This is a genomic window from Mesorhizobium sp. DxT, from assembly GCF_058448885.1.
Genome location: NZ_JBZFLJ010000009.1, coordinates 86080 through 103479 on the forward strand (window position 1 = coordinate 86080; position 17400 = coordinate 103479).

Annotated in this window: 16 protein-coding genes; 9 read left to right on the forward strand and 7 right to left on the reverse strand. The window is 65.7% G+C overall.

Annotation, left to right across the window (positions count from 1 at the left end):
• Positions 1-155: 155 nt before the first annotated feature.
• Entirely contained in the window at positions 156-605 is a 450-nt protein-coding gene (locus ACVJNE_RS17285; RefSeq protein WP_368801929.1) for a baeRF12 domain-containing protein, read from the reverse strand.
• A 203-nt stretch (positions 606-808) separates the two neighbouring features.
• On the opposite strand from ACVJNE_RS17285, the gene cysG reads away from it, so the two are divergent.
• The 6 genes from cysG to rpsU all read left to right on the forward strand — a co-directional run bounded on the left by cysG (position 809) and on the right by rpsU (position 6051).
• Complete coding sequence (gene cysG / locus ACVJNE_RS17290; protein ID WP_499567784.1) at positions 809-2251, forward strand: siroheme synthase CysG; 1443 nt, start codon at positions 809-811, stop codon at positions 2249-2251.
• A gap of 21 nt (positions 2252-2272) precedes the next feature.
• Entirely contained in the window at positions 2273-2581 is a 309-nt protein-coding gene (locus tag ACVJNE_RS17295; RefSeq protein ID WP_499567553.1) for a DUF2849 domain-containing protein, read from the forward strand.
• Between the two features lie 38 nt (positions 2582-2619).
• A complete protein-coding gene (locus ACVJNE_RS17300) occupies positions 2620-4290 on the forward strand; it encodes a nitrite/sulfite reductase (RefSeq protein ID WP_499567554.1) in 1671 nt (556 codons plus the stop codon).
• On the forward strand, positions 4265-5017 hold the full coding sequence (locus tag ACVJNE_RS17305; RefSeq protein ID WP_499567556.1) for a phosphoadenylyl-sulfate reductase: 753 nt from the start codon (positions 4265-4267) through the stop codon (positions 5015-5017). The genes ACVJNE_RS17300 and ACVJNE_RS17305 overlap by 26 nt, the downstream gene beginning before the upstream one ends.
• Positions 5018-5025: 8 nt before the next feature.
• Complete coding sequence (locus ACVJNE_RS17310) at positions 5026-5556, forward strand: DUF934 domain-containing protein (RefSeq protein WP_499567557.1); 531 nt, start codon at positions 5026-5028, stop codon at positions 5554-5556.
• Between the two features lie 201 nt (positions 5557-5757).
• Positions 5758-6051 (forward strand): 30S ribosomal protein S21, encoded by a 294-nt coding sequence (gene rpsU / locus ACVJNE_RS17315; RefSeq protein ID WP_173187630.1) that lies wholly within the window; start codon positions 5758-5760, stop codon positions 6049-6051.
• Between the two features lie 49 nt (positions 6052-6100).
• Here the strand turns inward: rpsU and ACVJNE_RS17320 are convergent, their stop codons facing one another.
• Positions 6101-6301: a hypothetical protein gene (locus ACVJNE_RS17320; RefSeq protein WP_244648528.1), complete on the reverse strand. Its 201-nt coding sequence runs from the start codon at positions 6299-6301 to the stop codon at positions 6101-6103.
• 181 nt (positions 6302-6482) lie between these two features.
• Here ACVJNE_RS17320 and ACVJNE_RS17325 point away from each other — a divergent pair, with 181 nt between their 5' ends.
• On the forward strand, positions 6483-7604 hold the full coding sequence (locus ACVJNE_RS17325) for a metallophosphoesterase family protein (protein WP_499567560.1): 1122 nt from the start codon (positions 6483-6485) through the stop codon (positions 7602-7604).
• Entirely contained in the window at positions 7601-10237 is a 2637-nt protein-coding gene (locus ACVJNE_RS17330; RefSeq protein ID WP_499567562.1) for an AAA family ATPase, read from the forward strand. The genes ACVJNE_RS17325 and ACVJNE_RS17330 overlap by 4 nt, the downstream gene beginning before the upstream one ends.
• Positions 10238-10255: 18 nt before the next feature.
• Here the strand turns inward: ACVJNE_RS17330 and ACVJNE_RS17335 are convergent, their stop codons facing one another.
• Both ACVJNE_RS17335 and ACVJNE_RS17340 read right to left on the reverse strand, forming a co-directional pair.
• Positions 10256-12766, reverse strand: a complete 2511-nt coding sequence (locus tag ACVJNE_RS17335) for a heavy metal translocating P-type ATPase (protein WP_499567564.1) — start codon at positions 12764-12766, stop codon at positions 10256-10258.
• Between the two features lie 84 nt (positions 12767-12850).
• Positions 12851-13990: an acyl-CoA dehydrogenase family protein gene (locus tag ACVJNE_RS17340; protein ID WP_499567566.1), complete on the reverse strand. Its 1140-nt coding sequence runs from the start codon at positions 13988-13990 to the stop codon at positions 12851-12853.
• Positions 13991-14145: 155 nt separating this feature from the next.
• On the opposite strand from ACVJNE_RS17340, the gene ACVJNE_RS17345 reads away from it, so the two are divergent.
• Complete coding sequence (locus tag ACVJNE_RS17345) at positions 14146-14937, forward strand: enoyl-CoA hydratase/isomerase family protein (protein ID WP_499567568.1); 792 nt, start codon at positions 14146-14148, stop codon at positions 14935-14937.
• Between the two features lie 12 nt (positions 14938-14949).
• Here the strand turns inward: ACVJNE_RS17345 and ACVJNE_RS17350 are convergent, their stop codons facing one another.
• The 3 genes from ACVJNE_RS17350 to ACVJNE_RS17360 are packed head-to-tail and all read right to left on the reverse strand — an operon-like array spanning position 14950 to position 17394.
• The gene (locus ACVJNE_RS17350) at positions 14950-15660 is read right to left on the reverse strand and encodes an ABC transporter ATP-binding protein (RefSeq protein ID WP_499567570.1); all 711 of its coding nucleotides are present in this window, start codon (positions 15658-15660) and stop codon (positions 14950-14952) included.
• Complete coding sequence (locus ACVJNE_RS17355) at positions 15653-16405, reverse strand: ABC transporter ATP-binding protein (RefSeq protein WP_499567572.1); 753 nt, start codon at positions 16403-16405, stop codon at positions 15653-15655. Before ACVJNE_RS17355 ends, ACVJNE_RS17350 begins: the two co-directional genes overlap by 8 nt.
• A complete protein-coding gene (locus ACVJNE_RS17360; RefSeq protein ID WP_499567574.1) occupies positions 16402-17394 on the reverse strand; it encodes a branched-chain amino acid ABC transporter permease in 993 nt (330 codons plus the stop codon). Before ACVJNE_RS17360 ends, ACVJNE_RS17355 begins: the two co-directional genes overlap by 4 nt.
• Positions 17395-17400 lie beyond the last annotated feature (6 nt).

Sequence of the window (17400 nt, forward strand, 5' to 3'; positions counted from 1 at the left end):
TTGTGCATCGCTCCGGCGAGCCGGTGGGTTCGAGGGCCGTTCTTCAGAAATCCATCGAGCCCACGACGTCGTAGACGATCAGACTACATCCCTCATCCTGAGGTGCGAGCGCAGCGAGCCTCGAAGGACGCACCCCTGAGAATGCGAGCAGCCACTCAGTCGGCCGTCAAGATTTTCTCGATTTCGTCGATCGTGTGATTCGTCAGTGTTTTCGACACTTCGGCAACGAGGCGGTCCTCGACCTCCTTGTGGAGCTCCTTGCGGACCTCGCCCATAACCATCGGCGGGGCGACGATCACCAACCGCTTGTAATCGCCACGGTGCGCGGACTTGTAGAGTCGCTCGGCGACCTCCTTCGCGAAACGTTCCTTCTCGATCCGGTGCCAGTCGGTCTCCTGCACAGCGCTGCGGTGAACATTGGGTCCGTCGTTGAAGCGCCCAGGCCTGTCGGTGCCCTGTTCGTGGGTTGGCGGATTGTCGTCATGCATCTCGCGAAACACTTCGAGATTCGGAAATTTCGCATCGCCTTCATTGCGAAGGAACAGCGCCTTCTCACCATCTGCGACGACCACCCATGCATCGTGCTCCAGCTTGATTCCAGACATGTCCTGCTCCTTTCAACCTCGTTTCTGGTTGATCTTTCAACGCTTGCGGATGGTTGGCCGTTCCGTGCGTTGTCCGGTTTGATCGGCATCAGGAGCAAAACTTTGCGTGGCGATGCTGCATGGCGCAAAAGCGATTGCCAGCCGCGATCCGCCAAGCGAGGCTGTTTCTTCTGAAAACCGGCCGAGGCAGCGACAATCCGGCCATGGTCGAGAAGCTGCCACACACCCGCGAAACGCGCCTGAGCGCCTTCCCCGTGTTTATGCGGGTTGAAGGCCGCACGGTCGTCATCGTCGGCGATGGCGAGGAGGCGCTTGCCAAGGCACGGCTGCTCGGGCAGTCGGCGGCCGAGATCCGCATCGTGGCCGAGGCCGCGGAACCGGCCCTCGCAGACTGGGCCGACGCCAATGGCGCGGAGCTGATCCAGAAGGCGTGGGCACCCGCTTATCTGGACAATGCCGTTCTGGTCTTTGCTGCAACCGGCGACGAACAGCGCGATGCTGCCATCGTCGCCGATGCGCGCCGCGCAGGTGTCGCAGCCAATGCGGTCGACCGTCCCGAACTCTGCGATTTCTACACCCCCGCGCTCGTCAACCGCGCGCCCGTCGCGGTTGCGATCGGCACCGAGGGCGCCGGTCCCGTCCTCGCCCAGATGATCCGCAGCCGCATCGACCGGATGCTGTCGCCGTCGCTGGGTGCGCTGGCATCGCTGGCGACCCTTTATCGCGAGGCTGCCGAGCGGCATGTACCCAAAGGCGCGCCGCGCCGCGCCTTCTGGAAGTCCTTCTTCACCGGCGCGACGGCTCGCGCGCTTGATGTCGGTGACGAGATTGGTGCCAACCGCGCCGCGCGGTCTCTGTTGCAGGCCAGGGGCAAGGTTGACGGTCACGTTGCGCTGGTCGGTGCGGGGCCAGGCTCCGAGGACCTGATTACCCTGCGTGCCCATCGGCTTCTGATGGAAGCCGACGTCATCGTCCACGACGCGCTGGTGCCGGAGGCGATCGTCGCTCTCGGACGCCGCGATGCCGAACGGATCGCGGCCGGCAAGCGCAAGGGCTGCCATTCGAAGTCGCAGGCCGAGATCAACAAGCTGCTCGTCGAACTCGCCAAGGCTGGCAAGCGGGTGGTGCGGCTCAAGTCGGGCGACCCGCTGGTGTTCGGGCGCGCCGGCGAGGAGATGGCGGCCTTGCGCGCGGCGGACCTTTCCTACGAGGTCGTGCCCGGCGTCACCTCGGCTTTCGCGGCCGCCGCCGATTTCGAACTGCCGTTGACGCTGCGCGGCGTCTCATCATCCCTCGTCTTCACGACGGGCCATGACCTGAAAGGCAAGTCGCTGCCGGACTGGGCGCGGCTCGCGATCGATGGCGCAACCGTTGCCGTCTACATGGGCCGCAGCAATGCCGCCGACGTGGCCGGACGGTTGGCCGATGCCGGACTTTCGCCCGACACGGCGGTCGCAGTCGTGGAAAACGCCAGCTTGGGGCATCGCCGCCTGTTCCACGGTACGCTGGCCGACCTGCCCGCGCTGCAGGAGCGCACGGATCTTGCGGGTCCCGTCATGACAATCATCGGCGACGCGGTCGCCGGCGCGAATTTCGACAGATCAGAACCGCTCGGCGCGCGTGTTGTCGCTGCGGCGACCGCTTGAGACGCAGAAAGGACCGACCCGATGAAGATACTGACCGCGAACAGGCTTTCCGACGGTGAAGCAGTGTGGCTTGCCGCAGACCATTCCTGGTCGGAAGCAATCGACGCCGCCGAACTCGCCCAGGACGCGGCCACCGAAGAGCGGCTCGAGCGCACCGGCAAGGCGGCGTTCCTCAAGAACGAGGTCGTGGACGTGAATCTGATCGATGTCGAGATCGTGGACGGCGCGATCCGGCCGCTTCGCCTGCGCGAGCGCATCCGTGCCGCCGGCCCCACCAACCGCATCGACCTGGGCAAGCAGGCCCGCCCCGAAATCGCAGTCGCCGCCTGATCGAGCCGGCGGCTGTCCCGCTTTAAGGACAGTCCAGCATGTATCGCTACGACGAATTCGACCATGGCTTCGTGAAGGCCCGCGTCTCCGAGTTTCGCGACCAGGTCGACCGGCGGCTCGCCGGCGAGATCACGGAAGACCAGTTCAAGCCGTTGCGGTTGATGAACGGGGTCTATCTTCAGCTCCACGCCTACATGCTGCGCGTTGCGATTCCCTATGGCACGCTGAATGCCCGCCAGATGCGCGTGCTGGCGCATATCGCGCGCAAATACGACAAGGGCTACGGCCATTTCACCACGCGCCAGAACGTCCAGTACAACTGGCCGGCGCTGGCCGACATTCCCGCGATCCTCGACGATCTGGCGTCGGTGGAGATGCACGCGCTTCAGACCAGCGGCAACTGCATCCGCAATGTCACCGCAGACCACTTTGCCGGTGCCGCCGCCGACGAGGTCGCCGATCCGCGCCCCTATGCCGAAATCCTGCGGCAATGGTCGTCGGTGCACCCCGAATTTTCCTACCTGCCGCGCAAGTTCAAGATCGCGGTCACCGGCGCGGAACGCGACCGGGCCGCGATCCAGGTTCACGACATCGGCCTGCACCTGAAGCGCAATGCGCAGGGTGAGCTGGGGTTCGCGGTGTATGTCGGCGGCGGTCAGGGGCGCACGCCGATGATCGCGAAGAAGATCAGGGACTTCCTGCCCGAGGCGGACCTGCTCGCCTACACGACAGCGATCCTGCGCGTCTACAACCTGCACGGCCGCCGGGACAACAAGTACAAGGCGCGCATCAAGATTCTCGTCCACGAGACCGGCACCGAGGAACTGACTGGCTGGGTGGAGAAGGAATTCGAGGCGCTGAAGGACAGCGAACTCAAGCTGCCTGAGGCGGACATCCGCGCGATCGAGACCTATTTCGCGCCGCCCGCCTTGAATGTGCGTCCCGATGGCGAGGCCGCCGTTAAGGAGGCGCAGCTCGACGATCGCGGTTTCGCCGCCTGGCTGCGCCGCAACGTGACCACGCACCGCCACCCGGATTATGCGGCGGTTACCATTTCGCTGAAGGCGATCGGCGAGGCGCCGGGCGATGCGACCGACGCGCAAATGGACGCGGTTGCCGACATCGCCGAGGAACTGGCATTCGATGAAATCCGCGTCAGCCACGAACAGAACCTGATCCTGCCGCATGTCGCGCGCGCCGACCTGAAGACGGTTTACGACCGGCTCGTCGCGATCGGTCTTGAGACCGCGAATTCCGGCCTCGTCACCGACATCATCGCGTGCCCCGGCCTCGACTATTGCGCGCTCGCCAATGCCCGCTCGATCTCGGTTGCGCAGGACATCTCGCGCCGTTTCGCGTCGCAGGAGAAGCAGGAGGAAATCGGCGAGCTGAAGCTGAAGATTTCCGGCTGCATCAATGCCTGCGGTCATCACCATGTCGGCCACATCGGCATTCTGGGTGTCGAGAAGAAGGGCGCCGAACTCTACCAGGTGACACTCGGCGGTTCGGGCGACGAGCACACCTCCATCGGCGAAATCGTCGGTCGCGGCTTCGGTCCGGAAGAGATCGGTGGGGCCATCGAGACGGTCGTCGAGACCTATCTCGCCTGCCGCGCGGGCCGCGAAGAGACGTTTCTCGACACCTACCGGCGGCTGGGGGTCGCCCCGTTCAAGGAGGCCCTTTATGGAAGCGAAGCAAAGGCTGCCTGAAGCCGGCGTCGACCCGGCCGGTGAGGCGGCGGCGTTGGAAGCCCGCTTCAGCCATCTCGAACCGCAGGAAATCATAGCGCTGGCGCGCGAGCGCTTCGGTCTCGGCGAACTCGCGGCCGTGTCGTCTTTCGGCGCGGATTCGGCTGTGCTGTTGCACATGATCGCACGTGCCGATCCGGATTTGCCCGTCGTCTTCCTGGATACGGGCAAGCATTTCGGCGAGACGCTCGAATATCGCGACCAGTTGGCCGCGGATCTGGGCCTGTCCGATATTCGCATCGTCACGCCGGATGACGCCGCACTGGCGCGCGTCGACCCGACCGGACATCTGCACAAGACGGACGTCGACGGATGCTGCGCCGTGCGTAAGGTGGAGCCAATGGCTCGTGGCGTTGCACCTTTCCGCGCGTGGTTCACGGGCCGCAAGCGTTTTCAGGCTTCGACGCGGGGCGCCATGCCGGTCTTCGAGGCGGTCGGGCCGCGCATCCGCATCAATCCGCTGGCGCGCTGGGATACGGCGAAGCTGGCAGATTACATGCGCCGCCACGATCTGCGAGAAAATCCGCTGGTTGCCTACGGCTACCTGTCGATCGGCTGCTTTCCGTGCACGGAGCCGGCGAAGCCGGGTGAAGACCCGCGTTCGGGCCGCTGGGCAGGGCAGGCGAAGACCGAATGCGGCATTCATCTGCCAGGGCTCGGCGAGCAACTGGCTACTCCAACCTATTAGGGCATGCAATGAGCGAGACCGAAACCGTCACCCAGCTGTGGACACCGGACGGCTTCCGCGAGGAAGAATGGAGCCATGCGGAGGACGCTCAGGCGCTCGCTGGTAACCAGCGCGTTATCCTGCCGCTGGCCGTCTTCCTGGAGCTCGACGATGCCACGCGGGAGGCAGCCGCCGGCCGTGTCGGCGTTCATGTGCTGCCCGGCGAGGCGCTGGATGCCTTGCTGCCCTTGCTGTCACAGGTGCCGTTGATTTCCCTGGCTTTTCCGGCCTTCAACGATGGCCGCAGCTATTCTAAGGCAGAGCTGTTGCGCTCGCGGCACGGATACGGCGGCACCATCCGCGCCTCGGGCGACGTGCTGATCGATCAGATCCCTCTGATGATCCGCACCGGCTTCAGCGAGTTCGAGGTAACCAACGAAACAGCGCTCTCGCGGCTCGGTGAAGGGCGCATTGGCGGTATTCCGTTCCACTATCAGCCGGCGGCCAAAGCAGGCGATTCTGGAGCCGGATATTCCTGGCGCAGGCGTCCCGCAGCCTGAGCTTTCTGCCCCACGGGGTTGCATTAAACTGTCAGCGGTCTATATCGGGTGCATCTTCAGGCGCCCGCAGGATTCGCGGCACGCATCGTCCGCTCTCATTTCGTGACTTGGCGCCGCTTCGCCGGATCGCACTGCGATCCGCTTCCATGTCCTCCATGTCCAGAACATGCCGGGCGAACCCGTGAGAAGTCAGGAAAGCAATTGCAGGTTATTGTACGCGACAACAACGTCGATCAGGCCCTCAGGGTCCTCAAGAAGAAATTGCAGCGCGAAGGCGTCTTCCGCGAGATGAAGGCGCGCCGTTCCTACGAGAAGCCGTCCGAGAAGCGCGCCCGCGAAAAGGCCGAGGCAGTGCGCAGGGCGCGCAAGCTGGCCCGCAAGCAGGCGCAGCGGGAAGGCCTGCTGCCTTCGCCGAAGAAGAAGCCGATGCGCCCGGCGCGTCCGCGTCCTGCTGCTGTTGAAGCGACACCGTCGACCAGCTCAAACGCTGCGTGATGGTAACGAAATTCAGGGGGACGGCTGCCAGGCAGCCGTCCCCTTTTTGCTAGCTGCGCGCTCGCGACCGTCCGTTTTCGGCTCGGTCGAGTTCCGCAAGTAGATCGTTGAACTGATCGGGCATGTCCGCATCCACTTTGAAGGCAGGCATGCGGCCGAGAAGTCGGCGATTGTTCGCCGAACCGATCTCCTTGCGGATCAGTTGGTCGAGCGCGTCCTCCCGCATCGTATTTGCCTTCATTCCAGACATGTTTCCGTCCTTTCGTGAATAGAAACAATGGTGTGGGTGGAATGGTTCCGGAATAGGCCCCGTTCGCGCAACGGAAACCGAGCAACACGGTAAAATTTTACTTAAGTTGTAGCGATGTGCTGCTCTGGTGGTGGAGCGTTTTTCGCTCTTGCGCCGCGCCGAATCCTGCTAGTCGGGGTGCATGTTTCGTTTCGTTCACAGCTCCGATCTGCACATAGGCAAGCGTTTCGGCAACCTGCCGGAGGACTTGCGGGGGCGGCTGCGCGAGGCGCGCCATCAGGCGATCGGACACCTGGCTGGCCTTGCTCGTGCACAGGGCGCGTCCGTGGTCCTGCTTGCGGGCGACACCTTCGATACCGAAACGCCTACACCGGCGATGTTGCGACAGTCGCTTGCGGCGATGGCCGAAGATCCCGCGTTGCGCTGGATAGTTCTGCCGGGAAACCACGATTCCCGGGTGGCCGACGAGCTGTGGCGAACCGCCCTGCAGCACACTCCAGCCAACGTCACGCTGGCTCTCGAGCCAGAGCCGGTGGACGTGGCACCGGGCGTGGTCGTGCTGCCGGCACCTTGTACCACGAGGCGGCCCGGGCGCGATCTCAGCGAATGGATGGGTGGGGTAAAGACCGGCGACGGCACGCTCCGCATAGGCCTTGCGCACGGCGCGATCCGCGATTTCTCCGAAGAAGGCAGTTCATCCGACGTGCTGGCGCCCGACAGGGCGTCGCGCGCAGGTCTCGATTATCTGGCGCTGGGCGACTGGCATGGGCTGACCCGTATCGATGCCCGCACATGGTACAGCGGCACGCCTGAGCCGGATCGGTTCAAGCACCGTGAGCCCGGCCGCGCGCTCGTCGTGTCCATCGAGGGGGCAGGCTCCGAACCGACCGTCACGCCAGCCGAAACCGGTGCGTTCCAGTGGCGCACGCTCGATCTTCGCCTGTTCGGCGATGAGAACGTGAACGAGGCGCTGGCACAGGTGCTACCGACAGAGATGCGGCGGCAGACGTTATTGCGGATCGCCGCCCAAGGGCGCACGCGGCTGCCGGCAAAAGCGGAACTTGAGGCCGCCGTCGACCATACCGCACCGGATTTCGCCCATGTGATTTATGAAGACGATGCGTTGGCAACCGTCTGCGAGAGCGGTGATCTTGACCGCATAGACCATGCCGGAGCCTTGCGACAGGCGGCCGAAACGCTTCTGGCCGAAAGCGACGATCCGCAGCGCGCGGAGGCCGAGCGCGACATCGCGCGTGGGGCGCTGGCGCGGCTGTTCTCCTATTGCGAGGAAGCGCCGTCGTGAAGCTGCGCGCGGTCCGCTTGCACAACGTTCGCCGCTTTGCCGGGCGCGGTGTCGCGATCGAGGGCATGGGCGATGGCGTCAATGTGCTGTCGGCGGCCAACGAGCATGGCAAGTCGACCTCGTTCGATGCACTCCACGCGCTGTTCTTCCAGCCGCATTCCGGCACACCCAAGGCGGTGCAGTCGCTGCGCCCCTACAGCGGCGGAAGCCCGCTCGTCGAGGTCGACATCGAAACGGATGCGGGGCGCTTCCGGCTGACGAAACAGTTCTATGCGGGCAAGCGCGCCGGCGTTGTCGATCTCGCAAGCGGCCGCATCGTGGCGCAGGCGGACGAGGCCGAGCGGTTCATCGCCGAGCTTGTCCATGGCGGCAGCGGCGGCCCGGCGGGCCTGTTGTGGGTGAGGCAGGGCATCACCGGCATCGAGAATCGGTCGCCGAGCGAAAAGGAAGAAGAGCGCAAGGCGCGCGAGGGCGTGCTGGCCTCCGTGCAGGGAGAGGTCGAGGCGCTGACCGGCGGTCGCCGGATGGCACAGATTCTGGATGCCTGCGCCGCCGAACTCGGTGAACTGGCAACGGCGACGGGCCGACCCAAGGCCGGCGGTCCGTATGCCGAGGCGCTGGAGGAGCGCGAAAGGCTGGCTTCGGAGGAAGCGCGTCTGGAAGCCGAGGTCCGCGATTTGCGCAACGCGCTCGATGCACGGCGCAGGGCGCGCGCGCGGCTGGCGGAGCTCGAGGATCCGGCCGAAACAGCCGCGCGACAGCAGGCAAGGGCGCAGGCCGAACAGGCGCTCGCTCAGGCTCGCGCGCATGGCGAGAAACTGCACGCCGCCGAAGCGCGGGAGAGCCTCGCGCGGCATAACGCGGAAGCCGCCCGCTCGGCGCTCGACAAATTTCGCTTCACGTCGCAACGCGCGCTCGACTTGAAAGTGCTTGAAGCAGCGGCGATCGCACGGCGTGATGAGGCCCTTGCGGCGCGAACCGAAGCCGTCACTGTCAGCGACAACGCCCTGGCGGCGGCAGAGCAGGCGGAGATGGAGGAGCAGCAGGCGCGCGAGCTTCTTGCGCGTCTGGACCGCGCTCTGCGTGCAAAGGAGGCCGCCGAACGGCTCAAGGAACTGCGCGAGCGTCTCGCGAAGGCCGATACGGTGAACAAGCAGGTCGAGGATGGGCAAGCCGCCCTGCGTGTTGCCGCCGTTCCCGCCGACGCTGTGCGCGAGTTGGAAGGCCTCGAAACGGAACTGGCCGGGTTGCATGCAGCCGAAGCAGCGCGCGCAACGACGCTGCGGATAGATTATGACGATGGTGCCGGGGGACGGCTGACCGATGGCGGTGCGCCGCTGCGGCACGGCGTGGAGCGACCCATCCACGGCACCGAACAGTTCCGGATCGAAGGCATCGGCACACTGACGATCCGTTCCACGCGTGAAGGCGAGGCATCCGACGGCAGGCTTGCAAAGGCAGTGGAAAGGCACCGGACGTTGCTTCGCCAGCTTGGCGTCGAAAGCCTGCGCGAGGTGCGCGAGCGGCAGGCGGCGGCATCGGCAAAGGCGATCGAACTCGAAACGGCGCGTCGGCATCTCGCGCTGCTGGCTCCACAGGGCGTGGCCGAGTTGCGCGCGGAGATCGCGCGCCTGCAGGATTTGCCTGTGCCGGAAGACCAAACGGAAGCGAATCCGGAGGCGGCAAGGCAGGCGCATGCCGCCGCAGGCGAGAAGCTTGCCGCTGCGCGGCTTGCTGCACGCGAGGCCCGCCCTGCCCGGGATAAAGCGGAAGCCGCAGTGATCGATGCCGAAAAGGCGCTCTCCTCGATTGCAGCGGAGCGTGCGGTCGCTGAAGCGGCACTCGGCGCCGAGGAAGGCCGCGCTGACCGCGCTGGCGAGCTTCAGCGTGTTTTTGAGGCGGCGGAAGCCGCGTTCGCCGAAGCGAAGACTGCGGCCGAGACATTGCGAGCGGGCGCTCCCGATATCGACACTGTCGAGGCGACGCTGCGCCGTACGGCATCGGCGGTCGACGCGACGGCCAAGGAAGCTGCATCCTTGCGAGAACAGTTGGCCGACCTAAACGGCAGCATCCGTACCCGGACGGACGGCGCGGTCGAGGAAATCTGGCGGGAGACGGCCGAACGGCGCGCTGCCGCCGATACGCTGGTGCGGCGGTTTGAGATGGAAGTCGCTGCGCTGACGAGGCTGCGCCGCGCGCTGGAAGATGCGCGCACGGCCGCGCGCGATCTCTATTTCGAGCCGGTGATGAACGCGCTGCGGCCGTTGATGGGGCTGCTGTTCGACGATGTCTCGGTCTCGTTCAACGATGCCACGCTGCTGCCGGAACTGCTGCGCCGCAACGGGCAGGACGAGCCGGTGGACGTGCTGAGCGGCGGCATGCGCGAGCAGCTTGCCATTCTCACGCGCCTGGCCTTTGCCAGGCTTCTCGCCCGCGACGGACGCCCCGCGCCGGTTATCCTCGATGACGCACTCGTCTATTCCGACGACGACCGCATTGAGAAGATGTTCGATGCGCTGCATCGCCAGTCTCGCGACCAGCAGATCATCGTCTTTTCCTGCCGGCAGCGCGCCTTCGAGCGGCTGGGCGGCAACCGCTTGCAGATGACGGAGTGGCGGCCGGACCAGGGCTGATCCGGCCGCCCTCGCGGTTCAGCCGTCGAGATTGACCCGGCGCAGCCGCAGCGCATTGCTGATGACCGACACGGATGACAGGCTCATCGCCGCTGCCGCCAGCATCGGCGACAACAAGGTGCCGAAGATCGGATAGAGGACACCTGCGGCGATGGGTACGCCGGCCGCGTTGTAGATGAAGGCGAAGAACAGGTTCTGTTTGATGTTACGGATCGTCGCCCGGGCCAGAAGCCGTGCGCGCACGATGCCGTTGAGGTCGCCCTTGACCAGCGTGATGCCCGCGCTCTCTACCGCCACGTCGGCGCCGGTGCCCATCGCGATGCCGACATCGGCGGCCGCAAGCGCCGGTGCGTCGTTGACGCCGTCACCCGCCATGGCGACCGAGGCGCCGGCCGCGCGCAGTTCGTCGACAAGCGCCTTCTTGCTTTCGGGAAGCATGTCGGCGCGGACAGCGTCGATGCCGAGCCGGTCGGCCACCGCTTTCGCCGTCAGCGCGTTGTCGCCTGTCGCCATGATGATCTTGAGCCCGCTTTCATGCAGGGCACGGATCGCCTCGGCCGTCGTTGCCTTGACCGGATCGGCAACGGCAACGATGCCTGCCAGCTTGCCGTCGACGGCGACGAACATTGCGGTCTTGCCGTCCTTGCGCAACGCATCGGCCTGCTGGCGCAGCGGCTGCGTGTCGAGACCCATCACTTCCATCATCGCCCGGTTGCCAAGCGACACGGATGCTTCGCCGACCTTACCCTTAACGCCCTTGCCGGTGACGGCCTCGAAGTCGGCGGCGTTTTCGATCTTTGCGCCGCGCTCGCTCGCGCCCTCGACGATCGCCTCGGCAAGCGGATGCTCCGACCCCTTTTCGAGACTTGCGGCGAGACCAAGCAGCCGCTTCTCGTCGAAACCTTCGGCGGTAACGACGTCGGTCAGCTTCGGCCGGCCTTCGGTCAGCGTGCCGGTCTTGTCGACGATCAGCGTGTCCACCTTGGCGAAGCGTTCCAGCGCCTCGGCGTCCTTTATCAGCACGCCGGCCTGCGCGCCGCGCCCGGTCGCGGTCATGATCGACATGGGCGTGGCAAGCCCCAGCGCACAGGGACAGGCGATGATGAGCACCGACACTGCCGAGACGATGGCGAAGACCATGCTGGGCTCGGGGCCGAAGACGGCCCAGACGATGAAGGCCAGGATCGCGACAAGCACCACGGTCGGCACGAAATAGAACGAGACGCGGTCGGCCAGGCCTTGGATCGGAGCCCGGCTGCGCTGCGCCTTGGCCACCATCTCCACGATCTGCGAAAGCACGGTTTCCGAGCCCACGCGCTCGGCGCGGACGACGAGCGAGCCGTTCTTGTTGAGCGTGCCGCCGGTCACGCTGTCGCCTTCGGTCTTTTCGACGGGAACCGGCTCGCCTGTGATCATGGATTCGTCGACGGACGAACGGCCTTCGACCACGGTGCCGTCCACCGGCACGCTGTCGCCGGGGCGGACGCGCAGGCGGTCGCCGCTCGCGACCTCGTCGAGCGGCACGTCGGTCTCCGAACCGTCGTCGGCGATGCGCCGCGCCGTCTTCGGCGCGAGGTTGAGCAGCGCGCGGATGGCCGAGCCGGTTCGCTCACGCGCCCGCAACTCCAGAACCTGGCCGAGGAAGACCAGCGCGGTGATGACGGCGGCCGCCTCGAAGTAGACCGGAACGGAGCCGCCATGGCCGCGGAACTGGTGCGGGAAGATGCCGGGGAACAGGGTCGCGACGACGCTGTAGATGTAGGCGGCACCGACGCCGATCGAGATCAGCGTCCACATGTTGGGGCTGCGGTTGACGATCGATTCCCAGCCGCGATGGAAGAACGGGATCGCAGCCCACAACACGACCGGCGTCGCCAGCGCGAATTCCAGCCAAATCGCGGTGCGCTCGCCGAGCCATCCGCGCACCGGCAGACCCAGCATCGGGCCCATCGTGATGACCAGCAGCGGCAGCGACAGCATGGCGCTGACCCAGAACCGTCGAGTGAAGTCGATCAGCTCCGGATTAGGCCCTTCCTCGCCGGTCGGCACGCCCATCGGCTCGAGCGCCATGCCGCAGAGCGGGCACGAACCCGGCTTGTCGCGCACGATCTCCGGATGCATCGGGCAGGTCCATTCGGTTCCCGCCGGCATCGGCTCGGGCGCCGGCCGGTCACCCAGATATTTGGCTGGCTCTGCCTCGAATTTCTTCAGGCAGCGCTCCGAGCAGAAATAGAAGGCCTGACCTTCATGGCGGGCGAAATGTTCCGCGCTGGCGCGGTCGACATCCATGCCGCAAACCGGGTCGGTCGCCGTCAGATATTGATCTGGCGCGGCGGTGAATTTCTTGTGGCAGCCGGCCGAGCAGAAATGAAAGGTTCTGTCGTCATGCGTCGCCGTCGGCTTGCCGGCGTTCGGATCGACCGTCATACCGCAGACGGGATCGCGTGTTATGCCATGTGCCTTGCCGCCATGGGCCGAGCAGCAGGAACCACCGCTCGAATCGTGGGAATGTGTGTGGTTGTGCGCCATGGGCAGTCTCCGGATTTCCTGATGAGACCACGGGTAATCCTTCCAGTCACTGGAGGGTCAAGCGCTTTTTTCCGACATTTCCGTTCAGCTCTCCTGAGACAGCGCACGTGCGATCACGAGCTTCTGGATGTCGCTGGTGCCTTCGTAGATCTGGCACACGCGCACGTCGCGATAGATGCGCTCGACCGGGAAGTCGGCGACGTAGCCGTAGCCGCCGTGGATCTGGATCGCGTCCGAGCAGACACGTTCGGCCATCTCGGATGCGAACAGCTTGGCCATTGAGGCTTCCTTGAGCGCAGGCTGGCCCGCCTCGCGCAAGGCGGCCGCATGCAGCACCATCTGCCGCGCGACTTCGATCTTCGTGGCCATATCGGCAAGGCGGAACGCGACCGCCTGATGCTCGATGATTTTTGCGCCGAAGCTCGTCCGCTCCTGTGCGTAGGCGAGGGCGGCTTCCAGCGCGGCGCGCGCCATGCCGACCGACTGCGCGGCGATGCCGACGCGTCCGCCTTCCAGATTGGAGAGCGCGATGCGATAGCCCTGGCCCTCCTCGCCGAGCAGAAGGTCGGGCGTCAGCTCCATGTCGTCGAACGCGATCTGGGCGGTGTCGGAAAGATGCTGGCCGAGCTTCTCCTCCAGCCTCGCCACGCGATAGCCGGGCGTGGATGTCGGCACGATGAACGCGCTGATGCCGCGCTTGCCGGCGTCGGGATCGGTCACGGCGAAGACGATGGCGACATCGGCATTCTTGCCGGAGGTGATGAACTGCTTGGTGCCGTTGAGCACGTAGCGGTTGCCGACCTTGCGCGCACGGGTCCTGATCGCGGAGGCGTCGGAACCGGCCTGCGGTTCGGTCAGGCAGAACGCGCCCAGCCATTCGCCGCGCGCCATCGGTTTGAGGAAGCGTTCCTTCTGTTCCTCGCTGCCGAAGGCGAGTATGGGCGCGCAGCCGACCGAATTGTGCACGCTCATGACGGTCGAAAGCGCGCCGTCGCCGGCCGCGATCTCCTCGATGGCGAGCGCGTAGGAGACATAGTCGGTCTTCGAGCCGTCATAGGCTTCAGGCACCAGCATGCCCATCAGGCCCAGTTCGCCCATTTCTGTGACGCGGTCGCGCGGGAAGGTCTTGCTGCGATCCCACTCGGCCGAAAACGGCTTGAGCCGCTCCTGCGCGAAGCGGCGGGCCACGTCGCGGATCATCGTCTGGTCTTCGTTCAGCAGCATCGATAGGCCTCTCTCTCCCCGTGCGGAAAAGCATCCCGCAGGCTTGTCGCATGCAGGCTGTTTGGCGACTATTCACTCGCCAGTAAAGTCGTTACCTGCAAGAAAAGGGGCAGGCGACGCGCGGCGCCGATGTGGACACCGGGGGAGAATGACGAATGCAGACAAATGACGGGCCGGTGCTCTATTCCAGCGCCGGCGGCATAGCAGAGATAAGGTTCAATCGACCCGATCGGCTCAACGTGCTCGATCTCGAAATGGCGCAGGCGTTTGCCGCCGCCGTCGAACGCGTGGCGGCGGACAAAACCTTGAGGGTCGTCGTCATTTCCGCGGAAGGGCGCGCATTCGTCGCCGGCGGCGACCTTGCGCATTTCCGGACGTCGCAGGACAGGCGGGCGGCGGCGGCCGAGCTGATCGGTCCGCTGCATGACGCGCTGAAGATGCTTGCCGCAGCTCCCGTGATCTCGCTGGGCAGCGTGAAGGGAGCCGTCGCGGGCGCCGGCATGTCGCTGGCACTCAATTTCGACCTGCTGGTGGCGGCCGACGACGCGACATTCAACCTCGCTTATGCCCGCATCGGTGCGCCGCCCGATTGCGGCGGCTCGTGGGCGCTGCCGCGCCTGGTCGGCGTGCGCCGGGCTCTGGAGATCGCGCTGCTGTCCGATACCGTCGGCGCGGATGAAGCGCTGCGGCTTGGACTGGCCAACAGGGTCGTGCCGCTCGACCAACTGGAAGCGGAGACGGCGAAACTTGCGGCCCGCCTTGCCGCCGGCGCGCCGATGGCGCAGGCGCGGATCAAGGAACTCATGCGTACATCGCTCGAAAACGCCTACGCTGAGCAGCTCGATGCCGAAGCGCAGGCATTCGGTGATTGCGCCCTGACGGACGATTTCGGCGAAGCTGTCGAGGCGTTCTTCGCCCGGCGCAAACCGGTCTTCAAAGGCGCATGACGCAGCAACGCCTCAGCCGAGTTTGAGGCCGAGATAGCGCTCGAGCGTGGCGTGGTCGTGGAGCAATTCCTGCGACGGCGCGCGATGCGCGATCATCCCGCGTTCCAGGATCACCGCATCGCGCGTCAGGCGCAGGGCCACTTCGGCATGCTGCTCCACCAGAATGATCGCGACACCCTCGTCGTCGATCATCTTGCGCACCGCGCCGGTCAGTTCCTCGATGATGATCGGGGCGAGCCCTTCGAATGGCTCGTCGAGCAGCAGCACGGATGGATTTGTCATCAGCGTGCGGGCGAGCGCGAGCATCTGCTGTTCGCCGCCCGAAAGCTGGTTTCCCATATTGCCGCGTCGCTCCCGCAGGCGCGGGAAGAGCGCGTAGATCGAAGAAGTATCCCAGCGCCCCGGCCGCGCGGCGACCGTCAGGTTTTCCTCGACGCTGAGCGAGGGGAAGATGTCGCGTTCCTGCGACACCCAGCCGAGGCCAGCCTGCGCGCGCCTGTGTGGGGCGAGGCGCGAGATGTCGCGGACGCCGAGCCGCACGGACCCGCGCATGATGCCGACGAAACCCATGGCGGCCAGCAGCAATGTCGTCTTGCCGACGCCATTGCGGCCGAGCAGCGCTAGGCTGCCGTTGGCCGGCAGCGACAGCGAAACCCCGTCGAGCACCACGGCCTCGCCATAGCCGGCGCGCACGTCTTCCAGTTCGAGCAGGAAATCAGCCATGGCCGGCCCCCAGATAGACTTCGCGCACACGCGGATCGTCGCGCACTGTCTGCGGGTCCGCCTCCAGCAGAACTCCGCCGGAAACCATCACGACGATCTGTGTGGCGAAGCGGAAGACGATGTCCATGTCGTGCTCGATGAAAAGCACCGAGATGTCGTCCGGCAGTGCCGCGATCACGTCGAACAGCATTGCGCTCTCGTCCTTGGGCACGCCGGCCGCCGGCTCGTCGAGCAGCAGCACCTTCGGGCGCGTCGCCAGCGCCAGCGCAATCTCGAGCAGCCGCTGCTGGCCATAGGGCAGGGTGCGCGTCACGCGGGTCGCTGCATCTCCAAGGCCGAGCCGCTCGAGAATGGCGATGCTCTCGTCGACGATCGCACCTTGTGAGGCAAGGCCGCGCCAGAATTGCGCGGCCACGCGTTCGCGCTCGCAGATTGCAAGGGCGACCGCCTCCAGCGGCGTCAGGTCCGGAAACAGGGTGTTGATCTGGAACGTGCGGGTCAGGCCCTTGCGCACCCGCGTCGCGGCAGGGGCTGCGGTGATGTCCTCGCCTTCCAGCGTGATCGTGCCGGCGTCGGGCTTCAGCTGCCCCGTTATGAGGTTGATGAGCGTCGTCTTGCCGGCGCCGTTGGGGCCGATCAGCGCGTGCCGGCAGCCGCGCGGCAGCGCCAGCGAGATGTCGCGCGCGACTTCCAGCGAGCCGAAATTCTTGCGCAGCGCCCTGGTCTGCAACACGGCTTCGCTCATCCGCGGCCTCTCCGGCGCGCCGCGAGGCTGGCCAGCCCGCCGAGAATGCCCTTCGGCATCACCAGAACCACGAACATCAACAACAGGCCGATCCAGAAATACCAGTATTGCGGATTGATGCCCGCAAGCTGGTCGCGCGCCACCAGGAAGATGACCGCACCCACGATGGCCCCGTAGAGCCTGCCGGTGCCGCCCAGGATCAGCATGACGACCACGTCGGCGGAGCGCTGGAAGCTGAGCGCGTCGAGCGCCACCACGTTGGTCGTCTGCGCGAGCAGCCCGCCGGCCGTGCCGGCGATGGCCGCCGAGATGACGTAGATCTTCTGCAGGTGGCGGCGATAATCGGAGCCGATGGCGGGCATGCGCCTCACATTTTCGCGCACGCCGCGCAGCGCCAGGCCGAAAGAGGAATTCACGATCCGCCGGCTGAGCAGAAACCCCAGGAACAACGCCGCCAGCGAATAGGAATAGGCGGTGTAGCCCCAAAGGTCGAACCGGAAATAATTGAAGATCGGCCATGTGCGGATGCCGCGCAGCCCGTCGGTGCCGCCGGTCAGCCATGTCATCGCGTTCGCGAGTTCGTAGGTCAGGAAGCCGAGCCCGAGCGTGATCATGATGAGCGCGAGGTGTTGCACGCGCACGATGACGAAGCTCGCCATCCAGCCAGCAAGACCCGCGATGGCGGCCGCGAACAGCAGGCCGGAAATCGGCTCGCCCCAGCCATAAACGCTGAGCAGGCCGGCGGCATAGGCGCCGAGGCCGAAGAACATGGCATGGCCCAGCGTAACGATGCCGGCATAGCCGAGGATGAGGTCGACCGAGATCGCGAACAGCGCGGTGATGGCGATCTGGCTCGCCAGCGTCAGATAGGTTGGAAAGAAGTAGAACGGCAGCAGCGTCGCCAGCCAGAAGGCGATTTCGAGCGGCGACCAGCGGCTCTGCCGGGCAAGCCAGGCGTGGGGCTGCTGGTTGACGTCGGCGTCCGTCATGGCCGG

Excerpts from the sequence above, each read along its gene's own strand:
- ACVJNE_RS17285 (WP_368801929.1), bottom strand. The coding sequence starts at position 605 with ATGTCTGGAATCAAGCTGGAGCACGATGCATGGGTGGTCGTCGCAGAT.
- cysG (WP_499567784.1), top strand. The coding sequence starts at position 809 with ATGGTCGAGAAGCTGCCACACACCCGCGAAACGCGCCTGAGCGCCTTC.
- ACVJNE_RS17295 (WP_499567553.1), top strand. The coding sequence starts at position 2,273 with ATGAAGATACTGACCGCGAACAGGCTTTCCGACGGTGAAGCAGTGTGG.
- ACVJNE_RS17300 (WP_499567554.1), top strand. The coding sequence starts at position 2,620 with ATGTATCGCTACGACGAATTCGACCATGGCTTCGTGAAGGCCCGCGTC.
- ACVJNE_RS17305 (WP_499567556.1), top strand. The coding sequence starts at position 4,265 with ATGGAAGCGAAGCAAAGGCTGCCTGAAGCCGGCGTCGACCCGGCCGGT.
- ACVJNE_RS17310 (WP_499567557.1), top strand. The coding sequence starts at position 5,026 with ATGAGCGAGACCGAAACCGTCACCCAGCTGTGGACACCGGACGGCTTC.
- ACVJNE_RS17320 (WP_244648528.1), bottom strand. The coding sequence starts at position 6,301 with ATGTCTGGAATGAAGGCAAATACGATGCGGGAGGACGCGCTCGACCAA.
- ACVJNE_RS17325 (WP_499567560.1), top strand. The coding sequence starts at position 6,483 with ATGTTTCGTTTCGTTCACAGCTCCGATCTGCACATAGGCAAGCGTTTC.
- ACVJNE_RS17335 (WP_499567564.1), bottom strand. The coding sequence starts at position 12,766 with ATGGCGCACAACCACACACATTCCCACGATTCGAGCGGTGGTTCCTGC.
- ACVJNE_RS17340 (WP_499567566.1), bottom strand. The coding sequence starts at position 13,990 with ATGCTGCTGAACGAAGACCAGACGATGATCCGCGACGTGGCCCGCCGC.
- ACVJNE_RS17345 (WP_499567568.1), top strand. The coding sequence starts at position 14,146 with ATGCAGACAAATGACGGGCCGGTGCTCTATTCCAGCGCCGGCGGCATA.
- ACVJNE_RS17350 (WP_499567570.1), bottom strand. The coding sequence starts at position 15,660 with ATGGCTGATTTCCTGCTCGAACTGGAAGACGTGCGCGCCGGCTATGGC.
- ACVJNE_RS17355 (WP_499567572.1), bottom strand. The coding sequence starts at position 16,405 with ATGAGCGAAGCCGTGTTGCAGACCAGGGCGCTGCGCAAGAATTTCGGC.
- ACVJNE_RS17360 (WP_499567574.1), bottom strand. The coding sequence starts at position 17,394 with ATGACGGACGCCGACGTCAACCAGCAGCCCCACGCCTGGCTTGCCCGG.